16 protein-coding genes and 3 tRNA genes are annotated in these 15941 nt (G+C 68.5%); 10 read left to right on the top strand and 9 right to left on the bottom strand.

Features of this window, described 5'->3' with window-relative positions; all coding sequences use genetic code 11:
• Positions 1 to 31 precede the first annotated feature (31 nt).
• From ACU436_RS21535 to ACU436_RS21520, 4 genes are all read right to left on the bottom strand, one after another.
• Positions 32 to 108, bottom strand: a tRNA-Phe gene (locus ACU436_RS21535).
• Between the two features lie 28 nt (positions 109 to 136).
• Positions 137 to 210, bottom strand: a tRNA-Asp gene (locus ACU436_RS21530).
• A gap of 30 nt (positions 211 to 240) precedes the next feature.
• Positions 241 to 313, bottom strand: a tRNA-Glu gene (locus ACU436_RS21525).
• 146 nt (positions 314 to 459) lie between these two features.
• A complete protein-coding gene (locus tag ACU436_RS21520; RefSeq protein WP_459027940.1) occupies positions 460 to 693 on the bottom strand; it encodes a hypothetical protein in 234 nt (77 codons plus the stop codon).
• Positions 694 to 1004: 311 nt separating this feature from the next.
• On the opposite strand from ACU436_RS21520, the gene ACU436_RS21515 reads away from it, so the two are divergent.
• Positions 1005 to 1379, top strand: a complete 375-nt coding sequence (locus ACU436_RS21515) for a hypothetical protein (RefSeq protein ID WP_459027938.1) — start codon at positions 1005 to 1007, stop codon at positions 1377 to 1379.
• A gap of 62 nt (positions 1380 to 1441) precedes the next feature.
• Here ACU436_RS21515 and ACU436_RS21510 read toward each other — a convergent pair whose 3' ends face one another.
• Positions 1442 to 2743 (bottom strand): GDSL-type esterase/lipase family protein, encoded by a 1302-nt coding sequence (locus tag ACU436_RS21510; RefSeq protein ID WP_459027936.1) that lies wholly within the window; start codon positions 2741 to 2743, stop codon positions 1442 to 1444.
• A gap of 239 nt (positions 2744 to 2982) precedes the next feature.
• Between ACU436_RS21510 and ACU436_RS21505 the strand changes: the two genes are divergently transcribed.
• The 4 genes from ACU436_RS21505 to ACU436_RS21490 all read left to right on the top strand — a co-directional run bounded on the left by ACU436_RS21505 (position 2983) and on the right by ACU436_RS21490 (position 6357).
• Positions 2983 to 4860 (top strand): propionyl-CoA synthetase, encoded by a 1878-nt coding sequence (locus ACU436_RS21505; RefSeq protein WP_459027934.1) that lies wholly within the window; start codon positions 2983 to 2985, stop codon positions 4858 to 4860.
• Positions 4861 to 5002: 142 nt separating this feature from the next.
• Positions 5003 to 5524 carry an excalibur calcium-binding domain-containing protein gene (locus tag ACU436_RS21500; protein ID WP_459027932.1) on the top strand — a complete coding sequence of 174 codons (522 nt, stop codon included), beginning with the start codon at positions 5003 to 5005 and terminating at the stop codon, positions 5522 to 5524.
• Entirely contained in the window at positions 5521 to 6120 is a 600-nt protein-coding gene (locus ACU436_RS21495; RefSeq protein ID WP_459027930.1) for a class F sortase, read from the top strand. The genes ACU436_RS21500 and ACU436_RS21495 overlap by 4 nt, the downstream gene beginning before the upstream one ends.
• Positions 6121 to 6156: 36 nt before the next feature.
• Positions 6157 to 6357 (top strand): ferredoxin, encoded by a 201-nt coding sequence (locus tag ACU436_RS21490; protein WP_459027928.1) that lies wholly within the window; start codon positions 6157 to 6159, stop codon positions 6355 to 6357.
• On the opposite strand, the gene ACU436_RS21485 is transcribed toward ACU436_RS21490, so the two are convergent.
• Positions 6354 to 7163 carry a class I SAM-dependent methyltransferase gene (locus ACU436_RS21485; RefSeq protein WP_459027927.1) on the bottom strand — a complete coding sequence of 270 codons (810 nt, stop codon included), beginning with the start codon at positions 7161 to 7163 and terminating at the stop codon, positions 6354 to 6356. The genes ACU436_RS21490 and ACU436_RS21485 overlap by 4 nt on opposite strands.
• A 94-nt stretch (positions 7164 to 7257) precedes the next feature.
• Here ACU436_RS21485 and ACU436_RS21480 point away from each other — a divergent pair, with 94 nt between their 5' ends.
• Together ACU436_RS21480 and ACU436_RS21475 are read left to right on the top strand one after the other, a co-directional pair.
• Positions 7258 to 8865: an acyl--CoA ligase family protein gene (locus ACU436_RS21480; protein ID WP_459027925.1), complete on the top strand. Its 1608-nt coding sequence runs from the start codon at positions 7258 to 7260 to the stop codon at positions 8863 to 8865.
• A 57-nt stretch (positions 8866 to 8922) separates the two neighbouring features.
• Complete coding sequence (locus tag ACU436_RS21475; RefSeq protein WP_459027923.1) at positions 8923 to 10092, top strand: MFS transporter; 1170 nt, start codon at positions 8923 to 8925, stop codon at positions 10090 to 10092.
• A 417-nt stretch (positions 10093 to 10509) separates the two neighbouring features.
• Here the strand turns inward: ACU436_RS21475 and ACU436_RS21470 are convergent, their stop codons facing one another.
• Entirely contained in the window at positions 10510 to 10695 is a 186-nt protein-coding gene (locus ACU436_RS21470; protein WP_459027922.1) for a hypothetical protein, read from the bottom strand.
• Between the two features lie 190 nt (positions 10696 to 10885).
• On the opposite strand from ACU436_RS21470, the gene ACU436_RS21465 reads away from it, so the two are divergent.
• The 3 genes from ACU436_RS21465 (at position 10886) to ACU436_RS21455 (ending at position 13406) form a co-directional block, all read left to right on the top strand.
• Positions 10886 to 11101 carry a helix-turn-helix domain-containing protein gene (locus ACU436_RS21465; protein ID WP_459027921.1) on the top strand — a complete coding sequence of 72 codons (216 nt, stop codon included), beginning with the start codon at positions 10886 to 10888 and terminating at the stop codon, positions 11099 to 11101.
• 381 nt (positions 11102 to 11482) lie between these two features.
• Entirely contained in the window at positions 11483 to 12790 is a 1308-nt protein-coding gene (locus ACU436_RS21460; protein ID WP_459027919.1) for a hypothetical protein, read from the top strand.
• Positions 12791 to 12848: 58 nt separating this feature from the next.
• Complete coding sequence (locus tag ACU436_RS21455; protein WP_459027917.1) at positions 12849 to 13406, top strand: hypothetical protein; 558 nt, start codon at positions 12849 to 12851, stop codon at positions 13404 to 13406.
• A gap of 590 nt (positions 13407 to 13996) precedes the next feature.
• Here the strand turns inward: ACU436_RS21455 and ACU436_RS21450 are convergent.
• Entirely contained in the window at positions 13997 to 14431 is a 435-nt protein-coding gene (locus ACU436_RS21450) for a Gp19/Gp15/Gp42 family protein (RefSeq protein ID WP_459027915.1), read from the bottom strand.
• Between the two features lie 382 nt (positions 14432 to 14813).
• On the bottom strand, positions 14814 to 15662 hold the full coding sequence (locus ACU436_RS21445) for a phage major capsid protein (RefSeq protein WP_459027914.1): 849 nt from the start codon (positions 15660 to 15662) through the stop codon (positions 14814 to 14816).
• Positions 15663 to 15941: the final 279 nt, after the last annotated feature.

The raw sequence follows: 15941 nt of genomic DNA, 5'->3' as shown, positions 1-15941 counted from the left end.
AAGCGCGGCGAGCAGGCAGAGCCAGACGATGTGGTGGCCAGGGGCGGGGTCGAACCGCCGACCTACCGCTTTTCAGGCGGTCGCTCGTACCAACTGAGCTACCTGGCCGAGACCGGTGCGGACACCGGGAGTGAAGCGACCCAGACGGGACTCGAACCCGCGACCTTCGCCGTGACAGGGCGACGCGCTAACCAACTGCGCCACTGGGCCTTGCTGTGGAGTTGTACCGCTGCCGAACAGTACCCCCAACGGGATTCGAACCCGCGCTGCCGCCTTGAAAGGGCGGAGTCCTAGGCCGCTAGACGATGGGGGCTTGGACCGGGGTCCCCGCCCGCAACGGCTGTCCGTTGGGAGCGTGACCAGCATAGGACAGGCGGGTCGCATCTCCGCACCCGGGGGGTGCACCATCGGCCCGGAGCGACTCCCGTGCAGGTGGGAGTGGCTCCGGGCGACGGGTGCTCAGCGTGTGACGGGCGGCGGGAGATCCGGGTTGGCCGAGATCAGCCCGAGCATGTCGAGCAGCTGGCGGAGGTCCTCGGAGTCGGCCGAGTTGCGGGCCACCACCATCCGCGCCCGATGCAGTTGATCATCGGATACGCGGTATGCATCGGCTGCCGTGCGCTGGTTGGGGATCGACCCGTTCGATATGAGCCGGTCCCCCTCGAAATCCGTACGTGCACTACCGATGGTCATCGACGCCTCCCCGTGCGGTCGCCAGCTGTCATCGAGCCGTTTCGGGGGCGCATCCCGCGGACCGCGCCGTCCACCGGAAACCGGTTGCCATCACCCGTCCCGGGTACCCCACCCGGAGCGGAACGCCCGCAGCCACCCCCGTGGCCGTGACCGGCACGTTACCTAACAGTGGGCGTTCGGTGCACCCCTCTTCCCGGGTGAGCGTTCCGACAAAGGATCACGCAGCGCTCACGCTCGGCGCTTAGCGCAGGCGCTGTGCTGATGATTCGCTCGCAAGCTCGCCCGTCGGCCCCGCGCGTAGGCTGCCGGGCATGCCGCCCCCCGATCGGTCTCGCTCCCGTCATCGCGCGCCCGCGCCGGTGCGCCGCGAGACGGGGCCCGAGCCTCCGGAGCCGGATCGCGAGCTCGACTCCTACCTCGCCGCTCTGAGCGGCGCGAACGACGAGCACCCGACGGAGCTCACCGGCCGGTTCGGCTCGGCGCAGGTGTTCCAGCTCCGGTTGCCGGCGCTGCGGATCGAGCAGCTGCGTCGCCTCGCCGACGAGCGGGGCGTCTCGCCCGGCTCGCTTGCCGTCGACTGGGTCGTCGAGCGGCTCGACCGCGAGGACACCCCCACCGGACCGCTCCCGGTCGTCGAGGACGAGCAGCCCAAGCGCCGTCTCCTGCCGCGGCTCGGCCGCCGCTGAGCCCTCGGCCCGCGCCGGGCCCGTGACTCGCGTGCACCGATACCGCGACTCGCGGGGCGTGGTCAGCGGTTCGCCACGAGCACGCGGGCCGGCGGGTTGCCTGCCAGGCACGGGCTGCCGCTGAGCTGCGCGGGGTCGACGACGGCGGCCAGCGCGCGGTAGCCCGCGGCGGACAGGTGCAGCCCGTCACCGGCGTCGAACGCGGGCGCGAGCCGGGTGGGGTGTGCGGGGTCCGCGACGGCGGCGGCGAAGTCGAAGACCCCATCGGCGTACGCGGGCCCGTGCTCGAGCACCCAGGCGTTCAGGTCCTGGCGCGCGGCGATGGCGGCGGGCGTGCCGTGCGGGCCGGTCCCGGACGGCGTCACAGTGGTGAGGAAGACCCGCTTGCCGGCGGCCCTGGCGTGGTCGGCGAACTGCCGCAGCCCGGCGGCGATGTCGGCGGCGCTGCGGCCGGCCGCGATGTCGTTCGTGCCGATGCTCAGCACGACGTCGGTGGCTCCGCCGGCCGCGGTGACGTCCCGGTCGAACCGGGTGAGCGGGACGTCGCCGTGCTGGGGCCCATCGTCGGCGAGGAGCCGGTTGCCGGAGATTCCGGCGCCCAGCACCGCCATCGTGCCCGCACCGCCGGCGACGGCGAGCCGCGCGCCGAGCACGTCCGGCCAGCTCTCCCCGGCCGCGGCACCCATCCCGTCGGTGATCGAGTCGCCGACCGCGACGACGGAGTTGACCGGGCGCGGCGCGCGGACGTCGATCCCGGTGAGCACGACGGAGGACGGCAGCTGCGCACCGAAGGAGCCCCCGTCGGCGAACGTGGCGTCGCCAGGGCCGGAGACGTACGCGGCCTGCATCGCGAAGTGCTGGGTGAGCACCTGCGGCGCCGCCGGCAGGAACAGGCTGACCGCGAGCGGGCTGCCCGCCTCGGCCACCAGCGGTACGGCGTCGCTCACGACCTCGCCACCGGGCGGGATCACGACCTCCTGCTGCCCGCCGAACGGAACCGGTTGCACCGTCCCGAGGACCAGGCCGGCCGACCCGTCGGAGCGGGCGGCGGTGACGGCACCGACCGCGAGCGGGGTGGTCCCGTAGGCGTTCGACAGCCGCAGCCGCACCTCCGAGCCCGTCACCTGCGGGTGCACGACCATCCTGACGGTGGCGCCGCTCAGGCCGGGCAGGGCCGGTCCGGGCTGCGCGGCGGCCTGCCATCCCGTGGTCCAGGCCGGCCGGCAGGCGTCGGGCGGGGCCGTGGCGGGTCGGTGCGGCTCGCTGGTGGCGACGGCGATGCCGATCGAGCAGGTGAGTGCCACCAGGACGGCGAGCGCGGATGGCACCCAGCCCGCACCCCACCTGCGTCCGTACCCGCTCACCGCGCTCTCCCGTCCGTTGCCTGCTGTGAGTGCTTAGCTACGCAACGTGGAACGACGGCGACACTCGACAGGTAGTCGGCCGAACGGGTGGTCACGCTACGTTGCGCTCATCTCGCGGCCTTCCGCGTCCCCGATACGGGGACCTCTCACCACCCGGCCAGGTGTCCGTCGCGCTGGCCTGCGGTCCGCTCGGCGGGCGGCTTACTGTGACGGGCAGTCGAGGGCGAGGAGGCCATCTGATGGGTGAGTACGAGGACGTCTTCCGCGCCAGCATGGACGACCCGGAGGGCTTCTGGCTGGGCGCCGCGCAGGCGATCGACTGGCACGTGCCGCCGACCCGCGCGCTCGACGCCTCCCGCCCGCCGTTCTACCGGTGGTTCCCCGACGGGGAGCTGAACGTCTGCCACAACGCCGTCGACCGGCACGTCGACGCCGGCCGGGGCGACCAGGCGGCGCTGATCTACGACTCGCCCGTCACGGGCACGCAGCGCACGTACACGTACGCGCAGTTGCGCGACGAGGTGGCGGGGTTCGCCGGCGTGCTGGCCGGCCTCGGTGTCGGTCGCGGCGACCGCGTGGTGATCTACATGCCGATGGTGCCGGAGGCCGCGGTGGCGATGCTCGCCTGCGCGCGGATCGGCGCCGTGCACTCGGTGGTCTTCGGCGGGTTCGCCCCGAAGGAGCTGGCCGTGCGCATCGACGACGCCGCGCCCTCCGTGATCGTCTCGGCCTCCTGCGGCATCGAGGGCAAGCGGGTGATCGAGTACAAGCCGCTGCTGGATGCGGCGATCGAGACCGCGGAGCGCAAGCCGGCGAAGCGGGTGATCCTGCAGCGGCCGCAGGCCGAGGCCACCATGGGCCCGGACGACGTCGACTGGGCCGAGGCGATGGCGGCCGCGACCCCGGCGGACTGCGTGCCCGTCAAGTCCACCGACCCGCTCTACATCCTCTACACCTCGGGCACCACCGGGAAGCCGAAGGGCGTGGTGCGCGACAGCGGTGGGCACGCGGTGGCGCTGTGCTGGTCCATGCCCAACGTCTACGACGTCGGCGCGGGCGAGACGATCTTCACGGCCTCCGACGTCGGCTGGGTCGTCGGGCACTCCTACATCGTCTACGCGCCGCTCTTCGCCGGGGCCACCACCGTGCTCTACGAGGGCAAGCCGGTCGGTACGCCGGACGCCGGGCAGTTCTGGCGGGTGGTCTCCGAGCACGGTGTGAAGAGCCTGTTCACGGCGCCCACCGCCTTCCGGGCGATCAAGAAGGAGGACCCGGACGGCGAGTTCACCCGCAAGTACGACATCTCGTGCATGAAGTACCTCTTCCTCGCGGGCGAGCGGCTGGACCCGGAGACCCAGCGGTGGGCGTCCGAGCTCCTCGGGATCCCGGTGATCGACCACTGGTGGCAGACCGAGACCGGCTGGCCGATCGTCGCCAACCCCGCAGGCGTCGAGCTGCTGCCGATCAAGCCCGGCTCGCCGACGAAGCCGCTTCCCGGCTGGGACGTGCAGGTGCTCGAGCCGTCCGGCTCCCCGGCACCGGCGGGCACCGACGGCGCGATCGTCGTGAAGCTGCCGATGCCGCCCGGCGCACTGCCCACCCTGTGGAACGACGACGAGCGGTTCGTGGCCTCCTACATGTCCGCGTTCGACGGCTACTACCTCACCGGTGACGGCGGGCGCCTCGACGGGGACGGCTACGTCTACGTGATGGGCCGCACCGACGACGTCATCAACGTGGCCGGGCACCGCCTGTCCACGGGTGGGATGGAGGAGGTGCTCGCCTCCCACCCGGACGTCGCGGAATGCGCCGTGATCGGCGTGGCCGACGCCATGAAGGGCCAGGTCCCGCGCGGGTTCGTCGTGCTCAAGGCGGGCGTCGAGCGGGACGCGGACGCGCTGCGGGCCGAGCTCGTGCAGCTGGTGCGCGACCAGGTCGGGGCCGTGGCGAGCCTGCGGGACGTGGCGGTCGTGCCCGGCCTGCCGAAGACCCGCTCCGGGAAGATCCTGCGCAAGACGATGCGCGGCATCGCGGACGGCGTCGACGAGCCGGTGCCGTCCACGATCGAGAGCGTCGAGGTGCTCGACGCGCTCCGCCCGGTGTTGCGTCGCGGTTAGCGCCGTTCGGCGACTACGACAGGGCGAGATGGAGCAATTCGTAGTCAATCGGTAACGGATCGTGGTGCCACGGAGAGACATCCCGTGCAGGCCGGCGCTCCCCACGGCGGCCGCTCCCCGTTCCACCGAAGAGGACTCCCCCATGCCCACATCCCGTCGTACCCGTCTGTCCGTGCTCGCAGCCGCGCTGAGCGGCGCGCTCGTCGTGGCGATGGCCGGTACCGCGCTGGCCGCCGACGACCTGAACTGCTCCGACTTCGACTTCCAGGAGGAGGCACAGGCCGTCCTGGACGCCGACCGGTCCGACCCGAACCGGCTCGACGGGGGCTCGGACGGCCCGGCCGACGGCGTGGCCTGCGAGTCGCTGCCGAGCCGGGGCGCAAGCAGCGACGCGGAGGACTCCGACGACGAGGACGGCGCACCCGTCACCACTCCCGCGGCCGAGCCGGACGCGGACGGCGACGAGGACGAGGACCGCGACTGCACCGACTTCGCCACGCAGGCCGCTGCGCAGGCCGCGCTCACCGCACGCGCCGGCGACCCCGAGCAGCTCGACAGCGACGACGACGGCATCGCCTGCGAGCAGCACTTCGGCACCGAGGGCCAGCAGGTCGCCGTCCACCCCCGGGGCGGCGTCGCCACCGGCGGGGCCGCCCACCCGTGAGCCGCGTGCCCGCCGTGCTCGTGGGCGTCGCCGTGGCCGTCGCCGCGCTTGCGGCGTGCAGTGCCCCGGCACCCGGGGCTGCCGTTCCGGCGGCGGCCCCGGCTGCCCCGGTGGAGAGCATCACGCCGCCCGCGACCACGCCGCCGACCACGCCGGTCGACCTCACCGTGCCGGCCATCGGCGTGCACACCGGGCCGTTGCTCGATCTCGGCATCGCCGCGGACGGCGCCCTCGAGGTCCCCCCGGACGCCGCGACGGCGGGCTGGTTCAGCCTCGCTCCCACACCGGGCTCCCCCGGCCCGGCCGTCATCGCGGCCCACGTCGACTACGCCGGCACGCCCGGCGTCTTCCAGCGGCTCGGCGAGCTGGCGGCCGGTGCCGAGGCGCGGGTCGCCCGCGCCGACGGGTCGACGGCCGTGTTCGAGATCTACCTGGTGGAGCGCTACGCGAAGGCGCGGTTCCCGACCGAACGCGTCTACGGCGACACCACGGATGCGGAGCTGCGGCTCATCACCTGCGGCGGGGCGTTCGACGGCGGCAGCGGCCACTACCGGGACAACGTGGTGGCGTACGGCCGGTTGGTGAGGGTCGCCTGAGTACTCGTCGCCGCGGCGGCAGTGGACGATGGGCACATGAAGGTCGCCGTCGACTTCGATCTCTGCGAGTCCAACGCCGTCTGCATGGGCATCGTCCCCGAGGTGTTCGAGGTGCGGGAGGATGACTTCCTCTACATCCTCGACGAGACCCCGCCCGAGTCCATGCGCCCGCGGCTCGAGCAGGCCGTGGCCTCCTGCCCACGGGCGGCCATCAGCCTCGTCGAGGACGATTCCTAAGGCTTCTCCGCCCGCACCGAGAACATCAGCGGGAGGCGCGGCGCGCCGTCCGGCCAGCCGAACCAGCCGCCGCCGACGTCGGTCATGCCCGGGAACCGGCCCCAGCATGTGACGTCGTGCTCGACGAACCCGGTGAGCCGCAGGCCCGCCGACAGGACCGCGTCGACCACCTCGTCGAGCCCGTGTGCCCACTCGTAGCTCACGGTGTTCTCGGTCAGCACCCCCTTGCCCGCGTAGGTGTCGGGCGAGTCGAAGCGCTCGGGCCCCGCGCCCAGGTAGTTGCCGGACAGGTGGAGGCCGGGGCCGGGCTGCTCGTCCCCTGCGGCCAGGAACAGCGGGTGGAAGTCGATCGCGTACAGCACGCCACCCGGGCGCAGCAGCTCGGCCGCCGCCCGCGCCCACCGGTGCAGGTCGGGTAGCCAGCACAGCGCGCCCTTGCCGGTGTAGACCACGTCGAACCGGCGCCCGCCGAGCGTCTCCACCGCCGCGTAGACGTCGCTCTCGACGTACTCGACGTCCACCCCGCACTCGGCGGCCAGCTCGCGGGCGGCCTCGATCGCCGCGCCGGACAGGTCCAGCCCGACGGCCCGCGCGCCGTGCCGGGCGAGGCAGATCGTGTCGGTGCCGATGTGGCACTGCAGGTGCAGCACGTCCCGGCCCTCGACCTCGATGGCCGCGTACTCGAAGTCGGCGAGCCGCTGCCCGCCGCGACGCAGTCGGTCGAGGTCGTAGCCGCGCAGGTGGACGGGAACCCGGGCGTCCCAGTTGGCCCGGTTCGCCTCGATCATCTCGGGGATCGACGTCACGATGATCCAGTATCGCTCAGCCGGGAAACGAATTCCCGTGGTTGTCGTGCCGCCCGGCAGCACCGAGGATCTGTACGACGCGCAAGGAGGCGAGATGACCGCCGTCTGGCACACCCCACTCACCCCGCTGACGTTCCTGCAACGCTCGGCCGAGGTCTTCCCCGACAAGACCGCCATCGTCTACGGCGACCGCCGGCACACCTACGCCGAGTTCGCCGCCGAGGTCACGCGCGTGGCGCACGCGCTGCGCGGGTCCGGTATCGGGCCCGGCGACCGGGTCGCCTACATGTTGCCGAACGTCCCCGAGATGCTGGTCGCCCACTTCGCCGTCCCCCTCGCGGGCGGCGTGCTCGTCGCGATCAACACCCGGCTCGCCACCGAGGAGGTCCGCTACATCCTCGACCACTCCGGCGCGAAGCTGCTGGTCGTCGACGCGGCGCTGTACCCGGCGGTGGCGCCGCTCACGCGCCGGCTGGCCACCGTCGACGAGATCGTCACGATCGTCGACCCGGCGCACCCGGGCGACGGCACCGGCAGCGGCGTCACGTACGACGACCTGCTGGCCCGCGGCAACGACGAGCCGCTGGCGTGGGAGGTCGACGACGAGACGAGCTGCATCTCGATCAACTACACCTCGGGCACGACGGGGCAGCCGAAGGGCGTGCAGTACTCGCACCGCGGCGCGTACCTGAACTCCTTCGGAGAGGTCGTGCACTCCGGGCACACGTTCGACAGCGTCTACCTCTGGACGCTGCCGATGTTCCACTGCAACGGCTGGTGCACGCCCTGGGCGCTCACCGCGGTGGGCGGCACGCACGTCTGCCTGCGCGAGGTGCGCGGCGACGTCGTCTGGCAGCTGATCCGGGAGCACGGTGTCACGCACCTCAACGGCGCGCCGACCGTCGTCACCACGATCCTGCGCGCGCCGGAGGCGGGCGGGCTGGAACGGCCGATCACGATCACGACGGCCGGCGCCCCGCCGAGCCCCACCACGATCGGCCACGCCGAGCGGACCGGTTTCCGGATCGTGCACGTGTACGGGCTCACCGAGACCTACGGGCCGTACTCGGTGAACCAGTACCAGCGCGCCTGGGACGACCTCCCGCCCGAGGAGCGCGCGGCGAAGCAGGCCCGCCAGGGGGTCGGGATGGTGTGTGCCGACAAGGTGCGCGTGGTCGACGAGCGGATGAACGACGTCCCCGCCGACGGCACCACGATGGGCGAGGTGGTGATGCGCGGCAACAACGTCATGCTCGGCTACTACGACGACGCGGTCGCCACCGAGAAGGCGTTCGCAGGCGGCTGGTTCCACTCCGGCGATCTCGGCGTCCTGCACCCGGACGGCTACGTCGAGCTCCGCGACCGCGCCAAGGACGTGATCATCTCCGGCGGGGAGAACATCTCGACGATCGAGGTCGAGCAGGCCGTCGTGTCCCACCCCGCCGTGTTGGAGGTGGCCGTCATCGGCGTGCCGGACGAGCAGTGGGGCGAGCGCCCGAAGGCGTTCGTGGTGCTCGCCGACGGGAAGTCCGCCACCCCGGAGGAGCTGATCGAGCACGTGCGGAGCCGCATCGCCCGGTACAAGGCGCCGAAGACCGTCGAGCTGGTGGAGCAGCTGCCGAAGACGTCCACGGGCAAGGTGCAGAAGTTCGAGCTGCGGGAGAAGGAGTGGTCGGGCGAGCAGTCCCGCATCCGGGGGTGACGTGACCCCGGATTCATCGGGCCCCATCCGGACCACCCGCCACTTAGCATTGCTCACATGCCTCGTCCCGTACGGGCGGCGGTCGGCGCCGTCACGACGACGACCGCGTCGGTACTGCCCGTCTTCCTGACCGGCGCGCTGACCGTGCAGATCTCCGCGGAGCTGGGCTTCGACCCGGCGGGGCTCGGCCTCGTCGTCGCCCTGTACTTCGGGATCAGCGCGTTCGCCTCGCTGCCGTGCGGGTGGCTGGTGGAGCGGTACGGCTCCGGCCCGACGAGCCGGATCGCGGTGATCGGCGTCGCGTGCGCGATGACCGCGATCGCGGCGTTCGCGCGGTCGTACGCGACGCTGGTGGTCCTGCTGCTGTGTTGTGCCTGGTGCAACGTGCTGGGCCAGCTCTCCTCGAACCTGACGCTCGCCCGGCACGTACCGACCACTCGGCTGGGCCTCTCCTTCGGCATCAAGCAGGCGGCGATCCCGATCGCGACGCTGCTGTCCGGCGCGGCCGTGCCGGCGATCGCGCTGACGATCGGCTGGCGGTGGGCGTACCTCATCGGCACCGGGCTCGCGCTCGGCGCGCTGTTGCTGGCGCCGCGCGGCGCGGACGGCCGGGAGCACGGCTCCACGGCCACCGGTCGGCGCGCAACGGGCGCCCTGAGCGTCCTCGGGCTGGCGGCCGGGCTCGGCGCGGGCGCCGCCACCGCGCTCGGGATCTTCCTCGTCTCGGCGGCCGTCGACCGCGGCATCGACGCCGGCATGGCCGGGCTCACGCTGACGATGGGCAGCATCGTCGGCCTGTCGCTACGACTGGTCAACGGATGGCTCGCCGACCGGAGGTCGGGCGGCCACATCGCGGTCGTCGCCGGGAGCCTCATGCTCGGCGCGGCCGGGCTCGTGCTGCTGGCCGTACCGGGAGCGTTCGCGCTCGTGCTCGGCACCGTGCTGGCCTTCGGGCTCGGCTGGTCGTGGCCGGGCCTGCTGCAGTTCGCGGTGGTGCGGCTGCACCCGGAGGCGCCCGCGGCGGCGACGTCGATCGTGCAGGTCGGGGTCTACGGCGGCGGGTTCGTCGGGCCGATCGCGTTCGGGTTCGTCGCCGCGCACGCCTCGTTCGCGGTGGCGTGGCTGATCGGAGCGGCCGCGATGCTCGTCTCCGGCGTCCTGATGGTGGTCGGCAGGCGGATGCTCATCGCGCATCGCACGACCGTCACGCAGCTCGCAACCTCCTGAGCGGGTCGGCGGCCCCGGGCGTCACGCGGCGAGGCGGCGCGCGAGCGCGATGGCATCGGACGGCGCGTGCACCTTGACGTCGTTGACGGTACATGACGGTCTGACACTTGTGCAGACAGACCCTCTGACCTGGGAGAACATCTCAAGATCGATCGGCCGCGCCGGACGTACCCGGTGCGTTGGCTCGTCCAGGTCCTTACCGTCGACTGGCTCCGCTCGCAGGTGAACCATGCTGGATGTGTCCACCCCGAACGTCTCCCGGATCAGGCCATACAGGACACGAGCCGTAGGCGAGTCCGTGCCACACGGCACCAGGAAGCGGTGCTCCGTAGAGCCGCGTAGCGCACGAACTGAGTACCAAGTGACCATGTGTCCGATCCTTATCGCGGTTGCGGGCAACTACATCGTGAGTTGCCCCTACTCCGGCGGCAGGGTCCAGAGACCACGGGGTGCACGCTGGCGCGTGCCACGGTACGGCCGGTTCAGAGCCTCCTTGACGAACCACCACGCGTCCTCGGGCGTGTCAGCCCAGCCGTGCGACGACTTGCCGCCGTCGAGAACGACGGTCCAGCGGTACCGGCCGCTGCGCTCGCTGAAGTTCACCGACGCTCGTCCCTGCGCCCGAGCGATCTCTAGCCGCGCGTCTGCCTCGTCTGCTGCCTCGCCCATGGCGCAACCGCCTCCCGGAGTCCCTGTCCACCAGAACGTCACGAGTTCGAGCGTATCGAACATTGCGCCTGTTCACGACTAATCCCGACCACTATCGGCCGCTCACGACCGTTCGTGGTCGACCATGGCGGGTACCCGGCCGAACATGGCCTTCGTGCCCTCCCTGATCACCGCGAGCGAACTCGCGGCGGAGCTTCGCGTCAGCGTGAAGACGATCAGGACGTGGACCAGGACGGGCAGGATCACGCCGGCCGCCACCACGCCTGGCGGGCAGTACAGGTACCGGCTGGACGAGGTACTCAAGGAGCTGAACGTCCCTCGATCGAAGCCGAGCGAGTAGGTAGGCTCCCCGCTGGTCGCTTCCCCCGGCCCACACCGTGGAAGGGGAAGCCGTACAAGCCGTGGTCGTCCACCACCGCTACGCCGCCACCGCCGCTCGATAAGCCGGTATGGATCGACTTAGAGGCGTGGTGGGGTCCGCCCGACTCATCCGGTCCGGTAGCCGATCCTGTACCTGGCGGCCTCCTGAAGGCGACCGGCAGGGTGCCTGGGACTCTGAGGCGGTGGACCCGCTCGACTGACGGCCGCTGGTTCGGCCGTGTCAACTTCACCGCGTGCGACACCTACGGAGCAGAGGTCGCCGAGCTGACCATGGTTCTCGTACCGGCACACGCGCTACAGCCCCGGTAGCGGATCACTCGCACTGAGCGACTACACCGCCGTGAGCGATAGCAGCGAAAGCGACGGCCAGCCGAGCGCCTTCACCCCGCGACAGCGACGGAATAACCGCCGTCACGCTCGACGGTTTGCTGAACTCCGCGACCTACTCGAACGCCGTCTTCAGCACATCCGTGCCGCAGAGACCCTTCTTACGTATAGCCCTCTTCAAGAGGGTCTAGGCGACCCAGACAAGGTGGCTCTGGTAAAAGCAATCCGCGTGCACGTGCGGGCAGTCCCAAAGAATGAAGATGCATTCCCGCCGTCGGCGCGGCATCTTCTGGGGGCGATAGGGGTTGGAGGTGTAGCGCTTACGGCGGTAGTTTTCGGGCCTGAGACAATCCTAGGACTTTTAGCGTTCAGTTTCGCACTCGCAATACCGATGGCGGTCACGGACTGGATCGACGGCAGCCTTCGCAGCCTATACGGGCGCGGCCTATCACAGACCGTGCAAGACAACATCGTGAATGCAATGTCCTATGCGGTCGCCATCGCAGGTCCACTGCTGATGTTGGCGGTCATTCCCCTTAACGATCTCATCGACGCTTCTATGTGGAGCCAGTACTCGTTCGGTCAGACTGTGGCAATCGGGACCGCAGTTGCGCCGGTACTTTTAATGGTTATCCCCTTTGTGTGCCTCTCGGTGGTCGTCGTCATCGACAACTTCAATACCAAGCGCAGACTGAGGGAGGTCGGGAGGGTCGCGGCCGTCTATGAGCTACTTGCCGCGTCTAGCGAAGCAGAATATTTCGGCAGTATCCGAAGCGCGACGCCCGCACACAGGGTCAGTAGACACCTGAGACGGGCCGCCCACCATATACGGCACGACATGCCGTATAGACTGGAGCTCCCAAGCGCAACGCAGACTATTGAGTACCGGTCGAGATGTGACGCGGTGGCGAGGCACGTCGAATGCTACGCCTACGAGCTCTTCTCTGCAACAGAACCCACTATCACACAAGTGCGCTTGCGGCTCGTAAGAGACGCAGTTGCCCTGGCCCGATTCCACGACGGAGAAATCGAAGGCGTTCCAACAGGTCCATTCGCAACCAGGCGTTTCGTGCATAGGGTTCTCCTGGCCATACGTGCTACTATCATTGGAGCGCTACCCGCAACAGCGCTGTTTGCACTCGACCGACTGCAAATCGAGATTCCGGAGTCCATCGCCGGCGTCGCAGTGATAGTTGCGATCGTGTGGTCCCTTGTGACCCTGCTAATGCTCATCGACCCGGAGCTTCCAGACCGCGTGAAGTCGACGAGCGGACTACTTTCGTTACTTCGCGGCAACCCTCCCGGGGGCGACAAGCCGTGAACCGCACAGCGCTCTTCCATCCTCCACTTCGACCTACTCGCATCGCGAGGGGGGTGTGATGTCGATCGACTGGGGCTCAGCTCCTGACTGGTTCGCAGGTGTCGGCGCAGTGTTGGCGCTTCTCTGGGCGAGGAAGGCCGCTAAAGCCGCACACGAGACAAGTAAAAGCCAATCTGTTCAGCTGAAACAGATCGAGGAAGATAAACGGCGAGCGCAGGCCGAGTGTATCGCGGCATGGGCAGAATGGTCGAACCACGATGGGCTGACGCGGCCAGTGATCCGCCTGGTAAACACTTCGACCGTTCCCGTGTATCACGTCGCTGTGTATGCGATCAACCCTGACACGGCTAAGCTCCTCGATCTCCGAGAACCGGCCGTATTGGCCCCGAGCGGAACGCCACGCAAGCTTCTCATCCGCGCCCGCAGTACGGACGAAATCGAAACACTCTCAGATGTCGGGATTCTGTTTGTCGATGCTGCCAATCGTCTTTGGCACCGCGACCCAAAGGGGAGGCTTTTGGAGAAGTCCGAGGCAGGATACGACGCGTTGCTCGAAAACTTTATCTCGAGAACGCCGGTCAAGCGAGACTACAGTACTCAGTTCGACGACATGTAACCCACGCATCCCCGATGCGGCGACGCGATACAGAAACCCGTAGTTGCGACCTGAAGTTCCGTACAAATCCGCTTTCGCGGACCTCTGAACCCGTACAGGGCCTTTCGGCGGCATTACGGGCCGATCAAAGGGGCCCCCGGAGGGGGCCTCCCCCCTAGGGGCTCGCGATCATATCCAGCCGCACAATACCCAAGCTGCACGCTTTGATTCATATTGCCAAGTCCTGATTAGGGAAGACCTAAGCATCCAGCTAAGCCACTTGCCCAGCTTGGCTTGAGCTTGAGTTCATTTTCGCTAAGCCCACACGCGATCAGGATGTGCACCGGGGACGGCACCGGCACGACGACGAACAGGCGCGTCCTCCACCTGGTTCTGCTCGGCAACCTCGGCCGAACTGGTCTGCTCACGCTGGCCCTCTGGTCCAGGCGACCTCTTAGCACGGTTCGCGGTCTGTCGTGTACTCAAAACTAGCCCTCATTTCCTCTGTAACGGTCGAGCGGACAGGGTTTGGTGTCCATGTACCGAACCCTTTGGTAAAATCGCCCTGTGAAGCTCTCAGGGGCCTCTATGGCCCTCTTGCTTGTAACGGACTAACCCCACACAGCGGTATCTAGGTCAGATTGCTTGCTTGGGTCCCAGACTACCCACCATGGGCGATAGGTGAGGCAAATCTTCGGCGCGTAGAGGCCGATACTCGACCGAACACCTAGCATGGCCCATTCCTCCGAGCGGATCTCTAGCCGGCCGGAGGCTACACGGTTCAATATCGAGTACGAGTAGTTTCCGTCGGTCTCGGACGTATATCCCTCTGGGTTGCGGACCAGCCGCAAGACTGCCTCGGTTTCGACCATGACGACCAGGCGCTGTCTGATAGTCCCGGCGGCATTCTTCTCGGCAAGGTCTGGGATTCGCTGAAAGATCAGTTCCTCAGCGTCTGCGAGCCTCGCGGCAACGAGCACGGTCTCAGTCGAGTCCAGCTCGCGGCCCAGCCGCTCGGCAACATCATCAGGCGTAGCAATCGCCATTAGTCGCTCTCTCGTTCACTATCGAGCGCGGAGACAATCTCTGCTGCGGTGCGTACCAGCAAGCTTGCCGCGTATTCGATCAGTTTCCCAGGTGGGGCAGAAGCGGGAAGTTCCGCCCGAGCGGCACTGAGCGCCGAGTAGGCGACCGACCTTTGCCACTTATCCATTAGCTAGCTCCCGATTCTGTAGAACGTCCAGGACCCATGACGGCGCCTCGGTGCGAGATCAGTGAGAACACCCTTGAATGGGTCTAGCGCAATCACACTTGGCATAGGCGTTTCCCACGCGTCCGGAGGACCCTGAACGTCAGGCTCAGAGTCCCCCGGACGATCACGCCGACCAGGGTGTGTATCAATGCCACGGTTAGATCGGCGACCCATGATCAGGCCGTAACGTCGGTGATCTTCACCAGCGCGGCAGCGTGCGGGAACAGGAAGCCGACACGCTGAACGATTCGCACCATGATCGAGTACGAGCCGAAAGCGGCATCCTCGGACATCGCCAGCTCGGCCGGAGTCCGGAGGACCGACAGCGCGGCGTCACGCGGCAGCGCCCACACAGTGTTAGCCGCGACGTGCTGAGACGACAGCAGCGGAACACCACCGAGAAGACGGCGGTGCGGAGCCGTGGGGTCCGGCTGGAGCAGTGGCCGGTTACTTCCGGTCGCCTCCTTCAGGTTCGCCAGACGGAGAACCGTATCAGGGTGACCGACGAACGCAGTCACGATCCGGCCCTGCTGCTCAGCGATCGACATAGCCTCGTTGAACGGATCGATGTTCGCGAAGGCAGTAGATTCGACTACCGTCGAAATCCCCGTCACATCGTTCAGGCCGTTAGGAGCCTCAGTGGAGGCCGGGCTACCGAAGAACGCCTCATCGATCTTCTGAGCAAGGTCACGAACCATGCCAGAGTGGACGATGAACAGAGCCTGCCCGGAGGAGTCGTCGGCAAGCTCGCGAGACATCTTGTTGAGAGCTGCAATCTTAGGTGGCGTAACGCTCACTTCGGTGGTGGTCGGGTCTGAGAGCGCGATATCCGCGCCCTCGGCGGTCCACTCGGCGTTAGGCGTAGCGGTCACGACCGGGACCCGGTACTTGGCCGAGTCAGTGAAGACGTTCGTAGTCACCTCGGGGCGCAGCGCCACCGACGTGTCCTGGAGCGGCTGCCAATAGACCGAACCGTGCTCATCGGGGGTAAGTGCAATGGTGGTGGGGCCACGATTGAAGGCCATAATAGATTTCTCCTGAAATAGAAATGCCCGCTGACCTGATGGTCAACGGGCTAAGCCGATTATTGGGGGAGGGAGCTAGTCCAACGGCTCGTGCGTTGACATCAGCAGAGCCTCAGTCTCGACGGTGCGAACGCCGTACTGATCGATCTCCTGATACGTGACCGTGACTGCACGGCCGTGAGCTGCCTCCAGGGCAGCAACCGCCGCAGGGTCAGGCTCAGACCTCGGGATGATGTCGCGTGGTGCGACACATCCGAACGCGTGCACTACGGCACCGTC

The organism is Pseudonocardia wallangbongensis (genome assembly GCF_054486945.1).
Note: the sequence above shows the minus strand (reverse complement) of the source record. Positions and strands in the feature narration are given on the sequence as shown.